Origin of the sequence: Pseudomonas rhodesiae, assembly GCF_007858255.1 — a bacterium.
Classification (GTDB): Bacteria; Pseudomonadota; Gammaproteobacteria; order Pseudomonadales; family Pseudomonadaceae; genus Aquipseudomonas; species Aquipseudomonas rhodesiae.
In genome coordinates, this window is the sequence record NZ_VFEU01000010.1 from 111752 (window position 1) to 128367 (window position 16616).

General features: G+C 62.4%; 15 protein-coding genes. 11 read left to right on the top strand and 4 right to left on the bottom strand.

The genetic code is table 11. The annotated features are described in order from the left end of the window. Positions 1-38: 38 nt before the first annotated feature. A complete protein-coding gene (locus FIV35_RS16480) occupies positions 39-1406 on the top strand; it encodes an NAD(P)-dependent oxidoreductase (protein ID WP_034138649.1) in 1368 nt (455 codons plus the stop codon). Further along, entirely contained in the window at positions 1406-2680 is a 1275-nt protein-coding gene (gene preA / locus FIV35_RS16485) for an NAD-dependent dihydropyrimidine dehydrogenase subunit PreA (protein ID WP_034098881.1), read from the top strand. Before FIV35_RS16480 ends, preA begins: the two co-directional genes overlap by 1 nt. A gap of 119 nt (positions 2681-2799) precedes the next feature. Here preA and FIV35_RS16490 read toward each other — a convergent pair whose 3' ends face one another. Then, complete coding sequence (locus FIV35_RS16490; RefSeq protein WP_034138650.1) at positions 2800-3420, bottom strand: TetR/AcrR family transcriptional regulator; 621 nt, start codon at positions 3418-3420, stop codon at positions 2800-2802. A 116-nt stretch (positions 3421-3536) separates the two neighbouring features. Between FIV35_RS16490 and copC the strand changes: the two genes are divergently transcribed. From copC to FIV35_RS16535, 9 genes are all read left to right on the top strand, one after another. Then, the gene (gene copC / locus FIV35_RS16495) at positions 3537-3902 is read left to right on the top strand and encodes a copper homeostasis periplasmic binding protein CopC (protein WP_034098885.1); all 366 of its coding nucleotides are present in this window, start codon (positions 3537-3539) and stop codon (positions 3900-3902) included. A gap of 3 nt (positions 3903-3905) precedes the next feature. Beyond that, positions 3906-4763 carry a copper homeostasis membrane protein CopD gene (copD, locus tag FIV35_RS16500; RefSeq protein WP_034138651.1) on the top strand — a complete coding sequence of 286 codons (858 nt, stop codon included), beginning with the start codon at positions 3906-3908 and terminating at the stop codon, positions 4761-4763. Between the two features lie 307 nt (positions 4764-5070). Next, complete coding sequence (locus FIV35_RS16505) at positions 5071-6333, top strand: OprD family porin (RefSeq protein WP_034138652.1); 1263 nt, start codon at positions 5071-5073, stop codon at positions 6331-6333. Positions 6334-6527: 194 nt separating this feature from the next. After that, positions 6528-7349, top strand: coding sequence for an NAD-dependent epimerase/dehydratase family protein (locus FIV35_RS16510; RefSeq protein ID WP_034138653.1), 822 nt, complete (start codon positions 6528-6530; stop codon positions 7347-7349). Positions 7350-7379: 30 nt separating this feature from the next. Further along, the gene (locus FIV35_RS16515; RefSeq protein WP_034138654.1) at positions 7380-8255 is read left to right on the top strand and encodes an SMP-30/gluconolactonase/LRE family protein; all 876 of its coding nucleotides are present in this window, start codon (positions 7380-7382) and stop codon (positions 8253-8255) included. 50 nt (positions 8256-8305) lie between these two features. Beyond that, on the top strand, positions 8306-9277 hold the full coding sequence (locus tag FIV35_RS16520) for a TRAP transporter substrate-binding protein (protein WP_034138655.1): 972 nt from the start codon (positions 8306-8308) through the stop codon (positions 9275-9277). 64 nt (positions 9278-9341) lie between these two features. Continuing rightward, a complete protein-coding gene (locus tag FIV35_RS16525) occupies positions 9342-9869 on the top strand; it encodes a TRAP transporter small permease (protein ID WP_034138656.1) in 528 nt (175 codons plus the stop codon). A gap of 1 nt (position 9870) precedes the next feature. Next, on the top strand, positions 9871-11151 hold the full coding sequence (locus FIV35_RS16530; RefSeq protein WP_034138657.1) for a TRAP transporter large permease: 1281 nt from the start codon (positions 9871-9873) through the stop codon (positions 11149-11151). Next, a complete protein-coding gene (locus FIV35_RS16535) occupies positions 11151-12044 on the top strand; it encodes an aldose 1-epimerase (protein WP_034138658.1) in 894 nt (297 codons plus the stop codon). The genes FIV35_RS16530 and FIV35_RS16535 overlap by 1 nt, the downstream gene beginning before the upstream one ends. Positions 12045-12123: 79 nt before the next feature. On the opposite strand, the gene FIV35_RS16540 is transcribed toward FIV35_RS16535, so the two are convergent. The 3 genes from FIV35_RS16540 to FIV35_RS16550 all read right to left on the bottom strand — a co-directional run bounded on the left by FIV35_RS16540 (position 12124) and on the right by FIV35_RS16550 (position 16562). Continuing rightward, positions 12124-13269, bottom strand: coding sequence for an HlyD family secretion protein (locus tag FIV35_RS16540; protein WP_034098904.1), 1146 nt, complete (start codon positions 13267-13269; stop codon positions 12124-12126). Next, positions 13266-14912: an MFS transporter gene (locus tag FIV35_RS16545; protein WP_034138659.1), complete on the bottom strand. Its 1647-nt coding sequence runs from the start codon at positions 14910-14912 to the stop codon at positions 13266-13268. Before FIV35_RS16545 ends, FIV35_RS16540 begins: the two co-directional genes overlap by 4 nt. A gap of 186 nt (positions 14913-15098) precedes the next feature. After that, positions 15099-16562 carry a DASS family sodium-coupled anion symporter gene (locus FIV35_RS16550; protein WP_034138660.1) on the bottom strand — a complete coding sequence of 488 codons (1464 nt, stop codon included), beginning with the start codon at positions 16560-16562 and terminating at the stop codon, positions 15099-15101. Positions 16563-16616 lie beyond the last annotated feature (54 nt).

Consider the following 16616-nt stretch of genomic DNA (forward strand, 5'->3'; position numbering starts at 1 on the left):
CTTAGAGGCAATCCAAAAAAAACCGTGAGGCCACCACCGTGATCCAGACCCTGACCCATCTCCCCCATCCCGTTGAGGATGGCGCGACCCTCGCCAGCCATTTCACCGACCTGGCGCCGCCGCTCAATGCGCGCCAGGCCCACCTGGAAGCCTCGCGCTGCCTGTATTGCTACGACGCGCCGTGCGTGAACGCGTGCCCCAGCGAGATAGATATTCCGTCGTTCATCCGTAATATCCACACCGATAATGTGCAGGGCGCCGCGCAGAAGATCCTTTCGGCCAACATCCTCGGCGGTAGCTGCGCGCGGGTCTGCCCCACCGAGATCCTGTGCCAGCAAGCCTGTGTCCGTAACAACGCCGAAGAGTGCGCGCCGGTGCTGATCGGCCTATTGCAGCGCTATGCGCTGGACAACGCCCACTTCAGCGAACACCCCTTCCAGCGCGCCGCGCCCAGCGGTAAACGCATCGCCGTGGTCGGCGCCGGGCCGGCCGGTTTGGCCTGTGCTCATCGCAGCGCCATGCACGGGCACGATGTGGTGATTTTCGAAGCGCGGGAAAAGGCCGGCGGCCTGAATGAATATGGGATCGCCAAGTACAAACTGGTGGACGACTTCGCCCAGAAGGAACTGGATTTTCTCCTGCAAATCGGCGGCATCGAGATCCGCCATGGCCAGCGCCTGGGGGCCAACCTGACCCTGAGCGAACTGCACCAGCAGTTCGACGCGGTATTCCTCGGCCTCGGCCTGGCCGCCAGCAAGCAACTGGGCCTGCCCCACGAGGACGCCCCCGGCCTGCTCGCCGCCACCGATTACATCCGCGAATTGCGCCAGGCCCAAGACCTCACCCAACTGCCCGTGGCCGACCGCTGCATCGTGCTCGGCGCCGGCAACACCGCTATCGACATGGCCGTGCAAATGGCCCGCCTCGGCGCCCGCGACGTCAACCTGGTATACCGCCGTGGCCTGGCAGACATGGGCGCCACCGGCCACGAGCAGGACATCGCCAAGGCCAACCAGGTGCGCCTGTTGACCTGGGCCATGCCCGAAGAAGTGTTGCTGGACGACCAAGGCCGTGTGCGGGGGATGCGCTTTGCCCGCACCCAGATGCACGACGGCCGCTTGCAACCTACCGGCGAGACGTTCGAGCTGGCCGCCGATGCAATCTTCAAAGCCATCGGCCAAGGCTTCGACGGCGACGCGCTACACGATCCGTTGGCTCAACAACTGCACCGGGTGGGCGAGCGAATCTTCGTCGACGAGCACCTGCGCACCAGTATTCCCGGGGTCTATGCCGGCGGCGACTGCGTCAGCCTTGGTCAGGACCTCACCGTGCAGGCGGTGCAACATGGCAAGCTGGCCGCCGAGGCCATGCACGCTCAACTCATGCTGAATGTGGAGGCTGCGTAATGGCCGATCTCTCGATTGTGTTCGCCGGTATCAAAGCCCCCAACCCATTCTGGCTGGCCTCCGCGCCGCCCACCGACAAAGCCTACAACGTGGTCCGCGCGTTCGAAGCGGGCTGGGGCGGTGTGGTATGGAAAACCCTGGGCGAGGACCCGGCGGCAGTCAACGTGTCGTCCCGCTACTCGGCCCACTTTGGCGCCAACCGCGAAGTGCTAGGCATCAACAATATCGAGCTGATCACCGACCGCTCCCTGGAAATCAACCTGCGGGAAATCACCCAGGTGAAAAAGGATTGGCCCGACCGCGCGCTGATCGTGTCGTTGATGGTGCCTTGCGTGGAAGCGTCGTGGAAAAACATCCTGCCGTTGGTGGAAGCCACCGGCTGCGACGGTATCGAGCTGAATTTCGGTTGCCCCCATGGCATGCCCGAACGCGGCATGGGCGCGGCGGTGGGCCAGGTGCCGGAATATGTGGAACAGGTGACGCGCTGGTGCAAGACCTATTGCTCGTTGCCGGTGATCGTCAAGCTCACGCCCAACATCACCGACATCCGCGTGGCGGCACGGGCGGCGTATCGCGGCGGGGCAGATGCGGTGTCGCTGATCAACACCATCAACTCCATCACCAGCGTCGACCTGGAGCACATGGTTGCCCTGCCGACCGTCGGCACCCAGAGTACCCACGGCGGGTACTGCGGCTCGGCGGTCAAGCCGATCGCCCTGAACATGGTCGCCGAAATCGCCCGCGATCCGCAGACCCAAGGTTTGCCGATCTGCGGCATCGGCGGCATCGGCACCTGGCGCGACGCCGCCGAGTTCGTGGCCCTGGGCTGCGGCGCGGTGCAGGTGTGCACGGCGGCGATGCTGCATGGGTTTCGCATCGTCGAAGAGATGAAGGACGGGTTGTCGCGCTGGATGGACAGCCAAGGCTACACAAGCCTGCAGGATTTTTCCGGGCGCGCGGTGGGCAATACCACGGACTGGAAGTACCTGGACATCAATTACCAAGTCATCGCCAAGATCGATCAAGCGGCGTGTATCGGCTGCGGGCGCTGCCACATCGCTTGCGAAGACACCTCGCACCAGGCCATCGCCAGCCTGAAACAAGCGGACGGCACGCATAAATACGAAGTGATCGATGATGAGTGCGTGGGCTGCAACCTGTGCCAGATCACCTGCCCGGTGGCCGATTGCATTGAGATGGTGCCCATCGACACGGGCAAGCCATTTTTGAATTGGACGCAGGATCCGAGGAATCCGTACAGGGAGGCGGTGTAGCCCTTCTGGCCTCATCGGGGGCAAGACCCCTCCCACATTCGACCGAGTTTGTCTGAATGAATGCGGTCAAGTGTGGGAGGGGGCTACCCCCGATTAGGCCCCAAGCCCCACCACGATACTCAAGGCTCCAACCCAATCCCCCGCAATATCACACTGGTCACCGTCTGAATCGCCTTCTCGAATTGCCTGTCCGACAACGGCTGGTGATCATTCAGAATCGTCACTTGGTGATCGAAGTCGGCGTAGTGCTGGGTCGAAGCCCAGATCATGTACAGCAGGCTCGACGGTTCCACCGGCAAAATGCGTTTGTCTTCCACCCACTGGCGAATTTTCGCCTCTTTCATCTTGGCCCAGTCGTACAGGCTTTCGTCCAGCGCCTCACCCAGGGTCGGCGCGCCGTGGATAATTTCGTTGGCCCAGACTTTCGAGCCGTACGGCCGTGTACGCGAGCGCTGCATCTTGGCGCGGATGTAGCTGCTTAGCACCACCCGTGGGTCGTCAAAGGTTTCAAAGCTCAGGGCGTCCTGTTTCCACACGTCCAGCAGGTCGAACAGCACGGCGCTGTACAGCTCGCTTTTAGTGGTGAAGTAGTAATGCAGGTTGGAGCGCGGCAGTTGCGCTTCTTCGGCGATGTCGGCCATGGCGGTGCTGCCATAGCCCTTCTCGGCGAAGATTTTCTCCGCCGCCAGCAGGATCTTTTCGACGTTTGCCCGGCGAATGCCACTCTTGTGATTGCCCATAAGGGCTCCCTGACAACAACATGGCCTAAAGACTACCATCGGCTCTAGATCGCGGCGACAGGCGCATTCGAAACTTCGTACACTGCGCGCTTCTCTCTTTGATTGGGTATTGCACCATGTTGATCAAGAAAGCCCTGACTGCTGTCGCCCTGCTCGCTTCCCTGCTGGGGGCTTCGGCAGCATTTGCCCACGCCCACCTGAAAAGCGCCAGCCCGGCAGAGGACAGCACCGTCACCGCCCCCAAAGACCTGCGGCTGACGTTCAGCGAAGGCGTCGAGGCCACTTTCAGCAAGGTTTCGCTGAGCAAGGACGGTACTGAAGTCGCCATCAAAGGCTTGGAAACTCCGGACGCCAATAAAAAAATCCTGGTGGTCACACCGGCCGCGCCGCTGGCGGCCGGCACTTACACCGTCGAGTGGCATGCCGTCTCCGTCGACACCCACAAAAGCGAAGGCACTTATCGCTTCAAGGTCGGCCAATAACCCATGGCCACCCTGCTGGTGCTGTGCCGGTTCGTGCATTTTATGGTGGTGTTGCTGATGTTCGGCGCTTGTGCCTTCAGGCCCTGGCTGCTGGGCAAAGACACGCAGCCGGCCTTGGAACGCACGTTGCTGCGCCTCACCCGTGGGCTGGCCTGGACGGCGCTGGTATCCGGCGTGGCTTGGTTGCTGCTGATTACCGCAAGCATGGCCGGCAGTTGGGACGCCGCACTGCAGCCCGGTACCGTGGGCCTGGTGCTGGGCAAGACGTTCTTCGGCCAGGTGTGGGTCTGGCATCTGCTGCTTAACCTGCTGCTGGTGATCGCCCTGATCAAGCCCTGGCCGGCGCTACGCCTGCCGCTGCTCGCGCTATTGCTGGCCACCCTGGCCCCGGTGGGCCATGGCGCCATGCTGGACGGCCTGAGCGGGCGCCTGCTGATCCTCAACCAAGTGGTGCATCTGTTGTGCGTCGGCGCCTGGCTGGGTGGGTTGCTGTTGCTGGTGCTGATCCTCAGGCAAGCGCAGCGTCACCGGCTGGAGCCGATCCTCAGGCGTTTCAGCGGCGTCGGCTATGGGCTGGTCGCCGGTTTGCTGGTGAGCGGGTTGATCAACGTGCGTGTGCTCACCGGGCAACTGTGGCCAACGCCATTGTTCAGTGGGTTTGCGCTGATTCTATTGATCAAGGTGATGCTGGTGCTGGGTATGTTGTGCTTGGCATTGTTGAACCGGCTGCGCCTGGGTAGTGGCGACCAGCAGCTGGGCAGCTTGAAAGGCAGCGTGATGCTGGAGTGGCTGCTCGGTGTTTGTGCCGTAGGGGCCGTTTCGGTGCTGGGCACCTTACCGCCGATGGTCCTGGCTGGCTGAAATGCGGGAGGGGCGGTGCGACGATTCGACTTGCCTGCGATAGCCATAGGTTTCTACACAGGTCTTAGAGGCTGACACATAACTCTGTGCTGAGCAGGCTCACCAGAACAAACCCGCTCACCACAAGGAGTCTCAAGGGATGTTTTCACTGATACCCGTGCCGCCCCCTTCCACATTGACCTTGCGCACCTTGGTCATCGTATAACTTCTGCTTGACACTCCAAGAAAACCCCGCAAATATTCGCCCCAATGTTGTACGACGACGTATGACAAATAATAAAAACAACAAAAGAAAGGGAGCGTCACTGTGAGTCAATTCGCCCGCAATTGTTGCGTACGCCTGGGCCTTGTCGGCCTCGGCAGCCTGAGCATCACCCTACCCTTCGCCGCGCATGCCGATGGCTTTGTCGACGACGCCAAGGCCACGCTCAACCTGCGCAACGCTTATTTCAACCGCAACTTCACTAACCCAGGCAATGCCCAGGGCAAGGCTGAAGAGTGGACGCAGAGCTTCATTCTCGACGCCAAGTCCGGTTACACCCAAGGCACTCTCGGCTTCGGAATTGACGTACTGGGCCTGTATTCGCAGAAGCTCGACGGCGGCAAAGGCACCGGCGGCACCCAGTTGCTGCCGATCCACGACGACGGTCGCCCCGCCGACAACTTCGGGCGCTTGGGCGTAGCGCTGAAAACCAAACTGTCGAAGACCGAACTGAAAGTCGGCGAATGGATGCCGGTGCTGCCGATCCTGCGCTCCGACGATGGTCGCTCACTGCCGCAAACCTTCCGCGGTGGCCAGGTCACCTCCAATGAAATCGCCGGCCTGACCCTCTACGGCGGGCAATTTCGCGGCAACAGCCCACGCAACGACGCGAGCATGGAAGACATGTTCATGAACGGCAAAACCGCGTTCAAGTCGGACCGCTTCAACTTCGGCGGCGGCGAATACACCTTTAACGACAAACGCACCCAAGTCGGCCTGTGGTACGCCGAACTGAGCGATATCTACCAACAGCAATACGTCAACCTCATCCACAGCCAACCGCTGGGCGACTGGACCCTGGGCGCCAACCTCGGTTTTTTCAACGGCAAGGAGGACGGCAGCGCCCTGGCCGGCGACCTGGATAACAAAACCGCGTTTGCCCTGCTCTCGGCCAAGTACGGCGGCAACACGTTCTACGTGGGCCTGCAGAAACTCAGCGGTGACAGCGTGTGGATGCGCGTCAACGGCACCAGCGGCGGCACCCTGGCCAACGACAGCTACAACTCCAGCTATGACAACGCCAAGGAAAAATCCTGGCAACTGCGTCACGACTTCAACTTCGCGGTACTCGGCGTACCCGGCCTGACCTTGATGAACCGCTATATCAGCGGCAGCAATGTGCACACAGGAACGATCACTGACGGCAAGGAATGGGGCCGCGAATCGGAACTGGCCTACACCGTGCAGAGCGGCGCACTGAAGAACCTCAACGTGAAATGGCGCAACTCCACGATGCGTCGGGATTTCAGCACCAACGAGTTCGATGAGAACCGGATATTCATCAGCTACCCGATCTCGTTGCTCTAAAGGTTGCCGAGCCTGAACACTAACGCCCACCCCATGTGGGAGGGGACTTGCCCCCGATGACGCGGGTCAGCCGATACTGCCTTTGCTGACCCACCGCTATCGGGGCGAGCCGAATCGACGTTGACAACCAGGGACTCCCTAACAATACTTCGACATAGTCATACGACAACTTACAACAAAAATCTGGAATGCCCATGACCACCACCACCACCCCAGCTCCCTTCCATCGTTTGCTGCTTACCGGTGCCGCCGGCGGCCTGGGCAAAGTCCTGCGCGAACGCCTTCGCCCCTACGCTCAGGTGCTGCGCCTGTCGGACATCGCCGAAATGGCCCCCGCCGCCAACGCCCAAGAAGAAGTGCAGCCCTGCGACCTTTCCGACAAACAGGCCGTGCATCACCTGGTTGAAGGCGTCGACGCGATTCTGCATTTTGGCGGCGTGTCGGTGGAGCGTCCGTTCGAGGAGGTCCTCGGCGCGAATATCTGCGGGGTTTTTCATATCTACGAAGCCGCTCGTCGCCATGGCGTCAAACGGGTGATCTTCGCCAGCTCCAACCATGTGATCGGTTTCTACAAGCAAGACGAAAAAATCGACGCCCACTCCCCGCGCCGCCCGGACAGCTACTACGGCCTGTCCAAGTCCTACGGCGAAGACATGGCGAGTTTTTACTTTGATCGCTACGGCATCGAAACCGTCAGCATCCGCATCGGCTCCTCGTTCCCCGAGCCGCAGAACCGCCGGATGATGCACACCTGGCTGAGCTTCGATGACCTGACCCAATTGCTCGAACGCGCCCTGTACACGCCCAACGTCGGCCACACCGTGGTCTACGGTATGTCGGACAACCTCGACACCTGGTGGGACAACCGCTACGCCGCGCACTTGGGCTTCGTGCCCAAGGACAACTCCGAAGTGTTCCGCGCCCAGGTCGAAGCCCAGCCGCCGGTGGCCGACAACGACCCGGCCAAGGTCTACCAGGGCGGCGCATTCTGCGCGGCTGGGCCGTTTGGCGACTGAGCGTTTACCAATCCAAGGGAATGAGTGGCCATGACTGCTGAATTAATCGTCGACGCCCGCAATGCCGTGGGCGAATGCCCGGTATGGGTGCCGCAGGAAAACGCGCTGTACTGGGTCGATATCCCCTACGGCGGCCTGCAACGCTGGAGCGCCCAGAGCGGTGAAGTGCAGCGCTGGAATGCCGACACCATGCTGGCCTGCATTGCGCGCACCGAAACCGGCGGTTGGGTCGCGGGTATGGAGAGCGGTTTTTTCCAACTCACCCCCCGAGCCGGTGGGCATCTAGATACCCAACTGCTGGCTGGCGTCGAGCACCCACGCCCGGACATGCGCATGAACGACGGCCGCTGCGATCGACAAGGGCGTTTCTGGGCCGGCAGCATGGTGCTCGACATGGGTGCGAACGCCGCCGCAGGCATCCTTTACCGCTACGCCGGTGACGGCGCGCCCCATGCCCAACTGGACGGTTTCATCACCCTTAACGGCCTGGCGTTCAGCCCGGACGGGCGCACGATGTACGTCTCGGATTCGCACCCATTGGTGCAACAGATCTGGGCCTTTGACTACGACGTCGACAGCGGCACGCCGTCCAACCGCCGAGTATTTGTGGACATGCACAACCACCTCGGCCGTCCGGATGGCGCAGCGGTGGATGCCGATGGCTGCTACTGGATCTGCGCCAACGACGCCGGTCTGATCCACCGTTTCACCCCCGCAGGTCGCCTGGACCGCTCCCTGAGCGTGCCGGTGAAAAAACCCACCATGTGCGCCTTTGGCGGCAGCCGCCTGGACACCTTGTTCGTCACCTCGATCCGGGATGACCAGGGCCCCCAGTCGCTCGCCGGCGGCGTGTTCGCCCTCAACCCCGGCGTCACCGGATTGCCGGAGCCCACCTTCGCCCTCTAGCTGCATCGCTGTGCCTTGAATACAACAATAACAAGACAGGAGTGACCCCCATGGACTTCAAACGCACCTTGCTGGCCGCTGCACTTCCCCTCAGCGTTCTTCTCAGCAGCGCCGCCCAGGCGCTGGAAATCAAGTTCGCCGACGTTCACCCCGCCGGCTACCCCACCGTGGTCGCCGAACAAAACATGGGTAAGGCCCTGACCCAGCAAAGCAACGGTGAACTGACCTTCAAGTACTTCCCCGGCGGCGTGCTGGGTTCGGAAAAAGAAGTGGTCGAACAGGCCCAGGTCGGCGCCGTGCAGATGACCCGCGTCAGCCTCGGCATCGTCGGCCCGGTGGTGCCGGACGTGAACGTGTTCAACCTGCCATTCGTGTTCCGCGACCAGGCGCATATGCGCAAGGTCATCGATGGCGAGATCGGCGATGAGATCCTCGCCAAGATCACCGACTCCGAGTTCGGCCTGGTGGCCCTGGCCTGGATGGACGGCGGCACGCGCAACCTCTACACCAAGAAACCGGTGCGCAAGATCGAAGACCTCAAGGGCATGAAGATCCGCGTGCAGGGCAACCCGCTGTTCATCGATTCTTTCAATGCCATGGGCGCCAACGGCATCGCCATGGACACCGGCGAGATCTTCAGTGCCCTGCAGACCGGGGTGATCGACGGCGCGGAAAACAACCCGCCGACAATGCTGGAACACAACCACTTCCAGAACGCCAAGTACTACACCCTCACCGAGCACCTGATCCTGCCCGAGCCCATCGTGATGTCGAAAATCACCTGGAACAAGCTCAGCCCTGAGCAACAGGCGATGGTGAAAAATGCCGCCAAGGCCGCCCAGGCCGATGAGCGTGTGCTGTGGGACAAAAAGTCCGCCAGCAGCGAGGAAAAGCTCAAGGCCGCCGGCGTGGAATTCATCACCGTCGACAAAAAACCCTTCTATGACGCCACCGCGCCGATTCGCGCGAAATACGGCGCGGCCTACGCCGACATCATCAAGCGCATCGACGCCGTTCAGTAACCCTCCCCTTCCCTGACAAGGCCCGGCGCGGTCGACATCGACGCGTCCGGTTACGGTGAACGCCATGAAGAATTTACTGCTGCGCATCAACGACCGCATTTACATGACCTGCATCTGGGTCGCCGGCCTCGCGGTACTCGGGGTCGCGCTGATCATTCCCTGGGGCATCTTTGCCCGCTACGTCCTCGGCACCGGCTCCAGCTGGCCGGAGCCCACCGCCATTCTGCTGATGCTGGTGTTCACCTTCATCGGCGCCGCCGCCAGCTACCGCGCCGGCGCCCATATGTCGGTGGCGATGATCACCGACCGCCTGCCTCCCGCCCAACGCCGCCTCGTCGGTATTTTCACGCAACTGCTGATGGGCAGCATTTGCCTGTTTATGACGGTCTGGGGCGCCAAGCTGTGCGTGTCGACCTGGAACCAATTCATGAGCGCCATCCCCACCCTGCGCGTGGGGATCACCTATATGCCGATCCCCATCGGCGGGCTGCTCACGCTGATATTCGTAGTGGAAAAACTCCTGCTCGGTGACCAGAGCAACCGGCGCGTGGTGCGCTTCGACCTGGTGGAAGAAAGCGAAGGAGCTGCCTGATATGGACGCATTGATTCTGTTGGGCACCTTTATCGCCTTGATCCTGATCGGCATGCCGGTGGCCTACGCCCTGGGGCTGTCAGCGTTGATCGGCGCGTGGTGGATCGACATTCCGTTCCAGGCCCTGATGATTCAGGTGGCCGGCGGCGTGAACAAATTTTCACTGATGGCGATCCCGTTCTTCGTGCTCGCCGGGGCAATCATGGCCGAGGGCGGCATGTCGCGGCGGCTGGTGGCGTTCGCCGGGGTACTGGTGGGCTTCGTGCGCGGCGGCCTGTCGCTGGTGAACATCATGGCCTCGACCTTCTTCGGCGCCATCTCCGGTTCGTCGGTGGCCGACACCGCCTCGGTGGGCTCGGTGCTGATCCCCGAAATGGAACGTCGCGGCTACCCCCGCGAGTTCGCCACCGCCGTTACCGTCAGCGGCTCGGTGCAGGCGCTGCTGACCCCGCCCAGCCACAACTCGGTGCTCTACTCCCTGGCGGCCGGCGGCACGGTGTCGATCGCCTCATTGTTCATGGCCGGCGTGGTCCCCGGCCTGCTGATGAGCGCGTGTCTGATGGTGCTGTGCCTGATCTTCGCCAAGAAGCGCGACTACCCCAAGGGCGAAGTCATCCCCCTCAAGCAGGCGCTGAAAATCGCCGCCGACGCGCTCTGGGGCCTGATGGCCATGGTGATCATCCTGGGCGGTATCCTCTCGGGCATCTTCACCGCCACCGAGTCGGCCGCGATTGCGGTGCTGTGGGCATTCTTCGTCACCATGTTCATCTACCGCGACTACAAATGGAGCGAGCTGCCCAAGCTGATGCACCGCACGGTGCGCACCATTTCCATCGTGATGATCCTGATCGCGTTTGCCGCCAGCTTCGGCTACATCATGACCCTGATGCAGATCCCGGCGAAGATCACCACGCTGTTCCTGACCCTGTCGGACAACCGCTATGTGATCCTGATGTGCATCAACATCATGCTGCTGTTGCTCGGCACGGTGATGGACATGGCGCCGCTGATCCTGATCCTCACGCCGATCCTGCTGCCGGTGGTGCTCGGCATCGGTGTCGACCCGGTGCACTTCGGCATGATTATGCTGGTCAACCTCGGCATTGGCCTGATTACGCCGCCGGTGGGCGCGGTGCTGTTCGTGGGGGCAGCGGTGGGCAAGGTGAGCATCGAAAAAACCGTAAAAGCGCTGGTGCCCTTCTATGCCGTGCTGTTTCTGATCCTGATGGCCGTGACCTACATCCCGGCGCTGTCGCTGTGGCTGCCGAGCGTGGTGCTGTGATGATTGAGCTTGAAGATGCGCTGACCCACCTCAGCTTGAATCCGGCGGTGGGCGGCAGCCTCGTCAATTGGCGCGTGCGCGCCACCGGCCAGCCGTTGTTGCGTCATAACGACGAGCAGGCCATTGCGACCGGCCTGCCGGGCAAGCTGGGCTGCTATCCGTTGGCGCCGTGGTCCAATCGCATTGCTCACGGCGGCTTCGACAATCCCCTGGGTTGGCTGGCGCTCAAGCCCAACAGCCTGACCGACCCGCTGCCGATCCACGGCTCTGCCTGGCAGCAGGCGTGGCAGGTGGTGAGCCAGGCAGCGGATGAGGTGCTGCTGGCGGTGGAGTGCGACACGCCCTTCGCTTATCGCGCCGAGCAGCGCGTGCGCTTGCATGAGGGCACGCTGAGTCTTGCGTTGCGCGTCACCCATTTGGCCGAGGAGCCGGCATGGCACGGCTTGGGCTTACATCCCTATTTTCCGCGCCGACCAGGCACGCGGTTGCAGGCCAGGGCCGCGCAGGTGTGGCTGAGTGATGCGTCCAAGCTGCCGACGGGGTTGGCATCGATACCGGCGGACTGGGATTTCCGGCAGCTCAATGAGCTGCCCGAGCGTCTGGTGGACAACGGTTTTTGCCAGTGGGACGGGGCTTGCCGGATCGAACAGCCGGAGCTGGGCTATGTATTGGAAGGCCAGGCCAGGGGGGCCGATTACTTCCTGCTGTACTGCCCACCGGGGCTGGGATTCTTTTGCATAGAGCCGGTGAGCCATCCGGTGAATGCCCATCACCTGCCGGGCAGGCCGGGCCTGAAGCTGCTGGAACAAGGCCAATCAACCCACCTCGATTTCAGCCTGAAATACGTCCCCATTGTAGGAGGGGACTTGCCCCCGATGGCAGCAGGCCAGTGACATAGATGCTGTAATTGAACCCCTGCACGGGGGCAAGTCGAATCGTCGCACCGCCCCTCCCACAATTGGTCAAGCCCCTTCAGGGCGGGCTGTTTTTGAGCCGCCCTGCGGTGTCGATACTCACGACAACCGACAACCCCGGCCTTAAGCGTTCGCTCTCGGCCTGATCCGGGTCCACCGTAATCCGCACCGGCACGCGCTGGGCAATCTTCACAAAATTGCCGGTGGCATTGTCGGCCTGCAACAGGCTGAACTCGGAACCGGTGGCCGGGGAAATATGCTGCACCGTGCCGTGAAACTTGCGATGGTTCAGCGCATCCACGGTAAAGGTCACTGGCTGGCCGACCTGCACATTGTCCATCTGGGTTTCTTTCATATTGGCGATCACCCACAGCTGCTTCGGCACCAGCGCCATCAGTTGCGCGCCGGAGTTGACGTAGGCGCCGAGGCGCACGCCGATTTGGCCCAATTGGCCGTCACGGGGCGCGGTGATGCGGGTATTGGACAGGTCGATCCGCGCCAGCTCCACCGCCGCGTCGGCACTGGCCACGGCGGCCTCCAGGGAGCCGCGATTGACGATCACCGTCTGCAAATCCTGCCGGGCGATTTCCAGGCTGGCCTGGGCCTGAGCGACCGCCGCCTGGGTCTGGGCATTCGCCGCGCGGGTCACGTCCAACTCGCGCTTGGACACCGAGCCATCGCTGATCAGTTCTTGGTTACGCCGCAGGTCGGCGGTGCTTTTGCGCGCCTGGGCCTGGCTGTCCGCCAAGGCTGCCTGACGCAGTTTGATCGTGGCTTCGGCGCTGTTGCGTTGCTGCACCACATTGGCCAGCGCGGCCTTCTGCACCGCCAGTTGCGCCAGCGCCTGGTCGAGGCGCTGTTTGTAGATGCGGTCATCCAGGCGCACCAGCAGGTCGCCGGCCTTGACGTACTGGAAGTCCTGCACCGGCACCTCGAACACATAGCCGCTGAGCTGCGGGCCAATGATCGTCACCTGACCGCGCACCAGGGCATTTTCGGTGGTTTCCACCGCACTGCTGAACGGCGGTAATTGCCAGGCATATAGCACGATCAACACGCCGACGATGGCAATCGCGGCAAAGCCCAGGGAGGACAGGATGCGCACCCGCAATGGGCGCAGCTCGGTGGGCACGGCGCCCGGGGGCGTGCTGCCCTCCGGGGTTGAAGCAATGGCGGTGGTGGTCGTGGTCGAGGGTTCGGTCATGAAGTAACGCCGCTGGGTTGAACGGGAGGAGTAGCCGCTTGGGTGGTCGTCATCAGCCATAGGCTGCGGGTAAAAATCCACAGCATGGTCAGGATCGCGATGATCGCAATCAGCATAAACACATCGTTGTAGGCCATCACATTCGCTTCACGGGTGGCCGCTGTGGCCAGGCTGCGAATGCCCATGAGGTGGCGCAACTCCGGGTCGGCCACCAGCCCGCCGTAGGCCGAACCGCCGCTCTGCACCCGCGCGGCCACGCGGGGGTCCAGCAGGGTCAGGTGTTCGACGATCATGCTGGAGTGAAACTTCTCGCGCACCACCTGGAAAGTGCCGAGCAACGCCGCGCCAATCAGCCCGCCGAGGTTCTGGCAAATGCCGAACATCACCGAAAAACTCACCAGGTTGCGCGGGTTGGCCAGCACGTTTTTGGTGCCCAGTACCATGGTCGGCCCCAGAAAGAACGTACCGCCGAAGCCTAGCAGGAACTGGCTGACATACAGGTTCTGCGGCCGGGTCAGGTTGCTGGAAAAGCTGTCCATCACCGACCCGGTTGCCATCAGCGCCAGGGAGATCACCAGCGGCATCAACAGGTGCGCGGGGTTGATGGTCAACGCACTGATCGCCAGCCCGCTGATCGCCCCGGCCAGCATCACCACGTAAAGCGTGTGCATCTGCTCGTAGCTCATATTGAGCATCTGCATAAAACCCACCGCGCCGGTGGACTGCTCGGACAGCACCATACGAATCAGGATCACCGCCAGCGCCAGGCGAATCATCACGCCGCTGCCCAGCCAGCGCGTCATCAGCAACGGGTTGGCGCGGTTATGTTCGATGGCCAGGCCAGCCATGATCAGCACCAGGGAGCAGGCCGAGGCGATGCCGATCCACGGCGCTTCCAGCCACCAGTCGATACGCCCCAGGGACAGCACCGCACACAGCAGCGCCACACCGCTGGAAAGAATGGCGAAGGTGAGGAAATCGAGTTTTTCAAAGGTCTTGAAACGGTCACCGGGCGGCAGCTTGAGCAGGAACACACAACCCAGGCAGATCAGCGCCAGGCCCAATTCGAACAGGTACAGGCCGCGCCATTCGGCAATCTGCAGCAGGTCCTCGGAGAACAAGCGCGCCAGCGGCAGCGCCAATTGCGCGGTGCCCAACCCCAGCACCAGCGCCTTCAAGCGCCATTTGGCCGGGAACGCCTGGATCATGTAATACAAGCCCAACGAGCTGAGGGCCGCACCGACCATGCCATGGGCCGCGCGTACGGCGATGGCCGAGTTGAGGTCGTTGACGAACAGGTGGCCGAACGTCACCAGCGCATACAGCACCAGAAACACTTCGGTGAAGGCACGCAAACCGAACTGCTGGCGAAACTTCACCAGCAGCAGGTTCATGCACACGTTGGTCATTACATAGGCGGCGGGCAGCCAGGCCATTTCCGCGGTGGTGGCACCGAGTGCGCCTTGCAGGTATTGCAGATTAGCGATCACCAACGAATTGCCCAACCCGCCGGTGATCGCCACCAGCACACCGACCATCGCGAACAGCCAGCGCTTATAGGTCGGGTGCCACGGCGTCGACGGCGAACCGGGCAGGCTCGGGCGTTCGTGGGGTTGCCAGGCGCGGGGGGTGTATTTGTCCATTCAATGACCTAGATGACCCGACGGGGGCGTCGGTAATACCTCTACTCAGAGAACAGTAAACCTGAGCGGAGTTCATCTTGCCATCTTGGGGTGGAATGGGGGTCTGAAGCGGGTAGGGTCAGAAAGTGGGAGGGGCAAGCCCTCTCCCACATTGGATCTCAGGTGCATCCAGAGGCAGACTCCAGATCAAATCCAACCGAGCCAACTCCAGTAAGTCGCCGCCAACACCAACATCAGCCCATACCCGATCAACGTCACCAGAATCCCCACCTTGGCAAACTGGCGCGCGGTAAATGTGCCGGTGCCCAGGCACACCATGTTCTGCGGCGCGTTGATCGGCAGGATAAACCCGTAGCTCATCACAAACCCCAGCAACAGGGTCATGCCCAAGCGGCTGAATTCGCCGGGCAGGGTTTGCAGCACCGCAATCAGGATCGGCAATAGCGCCGAGGTCAATGCGGTGGCGCTGGCAAAGCCCAGGTGGATCAGGATCAGGAACGCGCCAAGGATCGCGAACACGCCCAGCGGGCCGACCTGGTCCAAGCCGGTGTGGGCCACCACCGCAGCACCCAGCCACTGCCCGGCCTGGGTGGTCAGCAACGCCGTACCCAGGCTGATGCCCACGCCGAACACGATCACCGTGCCCCACGGAATGCGCGACTGCACATCTTTCCAGGTCATCACACCAATGCCCGGCAACAACAGGAACACCAACCCGGCATAGGTGGTCGAGGTGGTGTCGAAAGGATGCAGGCGCCCTTCCGTGGCCCACGCCAACAGCAGCAGCACCGACACCGCCAGCAAGCGTTTCTGCGGGCCGGTCATGGGGCCAATGTCCACCAGGGACTGGGCCACGGCTTCCTTGCCGCCGGGGATGCTGTCGGTTTCCGGCGGCAGCAGCTTGAGCACCAGAAACAGCAATACCGCCGACATGATCAGCGCCCACGGCGCGCCGGCGATCAGCCAATCGAGCCATGACACGCGCTGGCCGAGCATCTTGTCCATAAAGCCGACGGTCAGCAGGTTCTGCGCCGCAGCGGTCTGGATGCCGACGTTCCAGATGCTGGTGCCCTGGGCCACCACGATCATGATCCCGGCGGCGATATTCGAGCGCTTGTCCACGCCGAACGCGGCGATCACCCCCATCATGATCGGCACCACACAGGCACTGCGCGCCGTGGCGCTGGGCACCACCAGGCTGAGCAGGATCGTCACCGCGATCGCCCCCAGCAGGATGCGCCGGGTGCTGGTGCCGATACGGCTCAGGGTTACCAGGGCGATGCGCCGATCCAGGCCGGTATGGGTCATGGCCGCCGCGATAAACAGCGCCCCTGCCACCAGCGCCAGCGCCGGGTTGGCGAAGCCGGTGAGCGCCATGCTGATGGCCGGGCTGGAGCCGATCAGGTGCGTGGGGTCTTGCAGCGAGGGTGCCGTGCCGAGCAGAAAGGCCATGAGCGAGGTGATCATGATCGCGCTGGCCTCATAGGACACCGCCTCGGTGATCCACACCACCACGGCAAACACCAGGATCGCCAGCATGCGCTGCCCGGCCACCGGCAGGTCGGCGGGCAGCGGCAACAGCAGCACGCCGGCCATCGCCAGCACGGCGATCACCAGGCCCAGGGGCAATTTGAAAGGTACAGCGGTCATGGCGTACTCCAGGCCTCTAGATCAGGCCTTAAGAGTGGGGCAATGCCAGCTGCG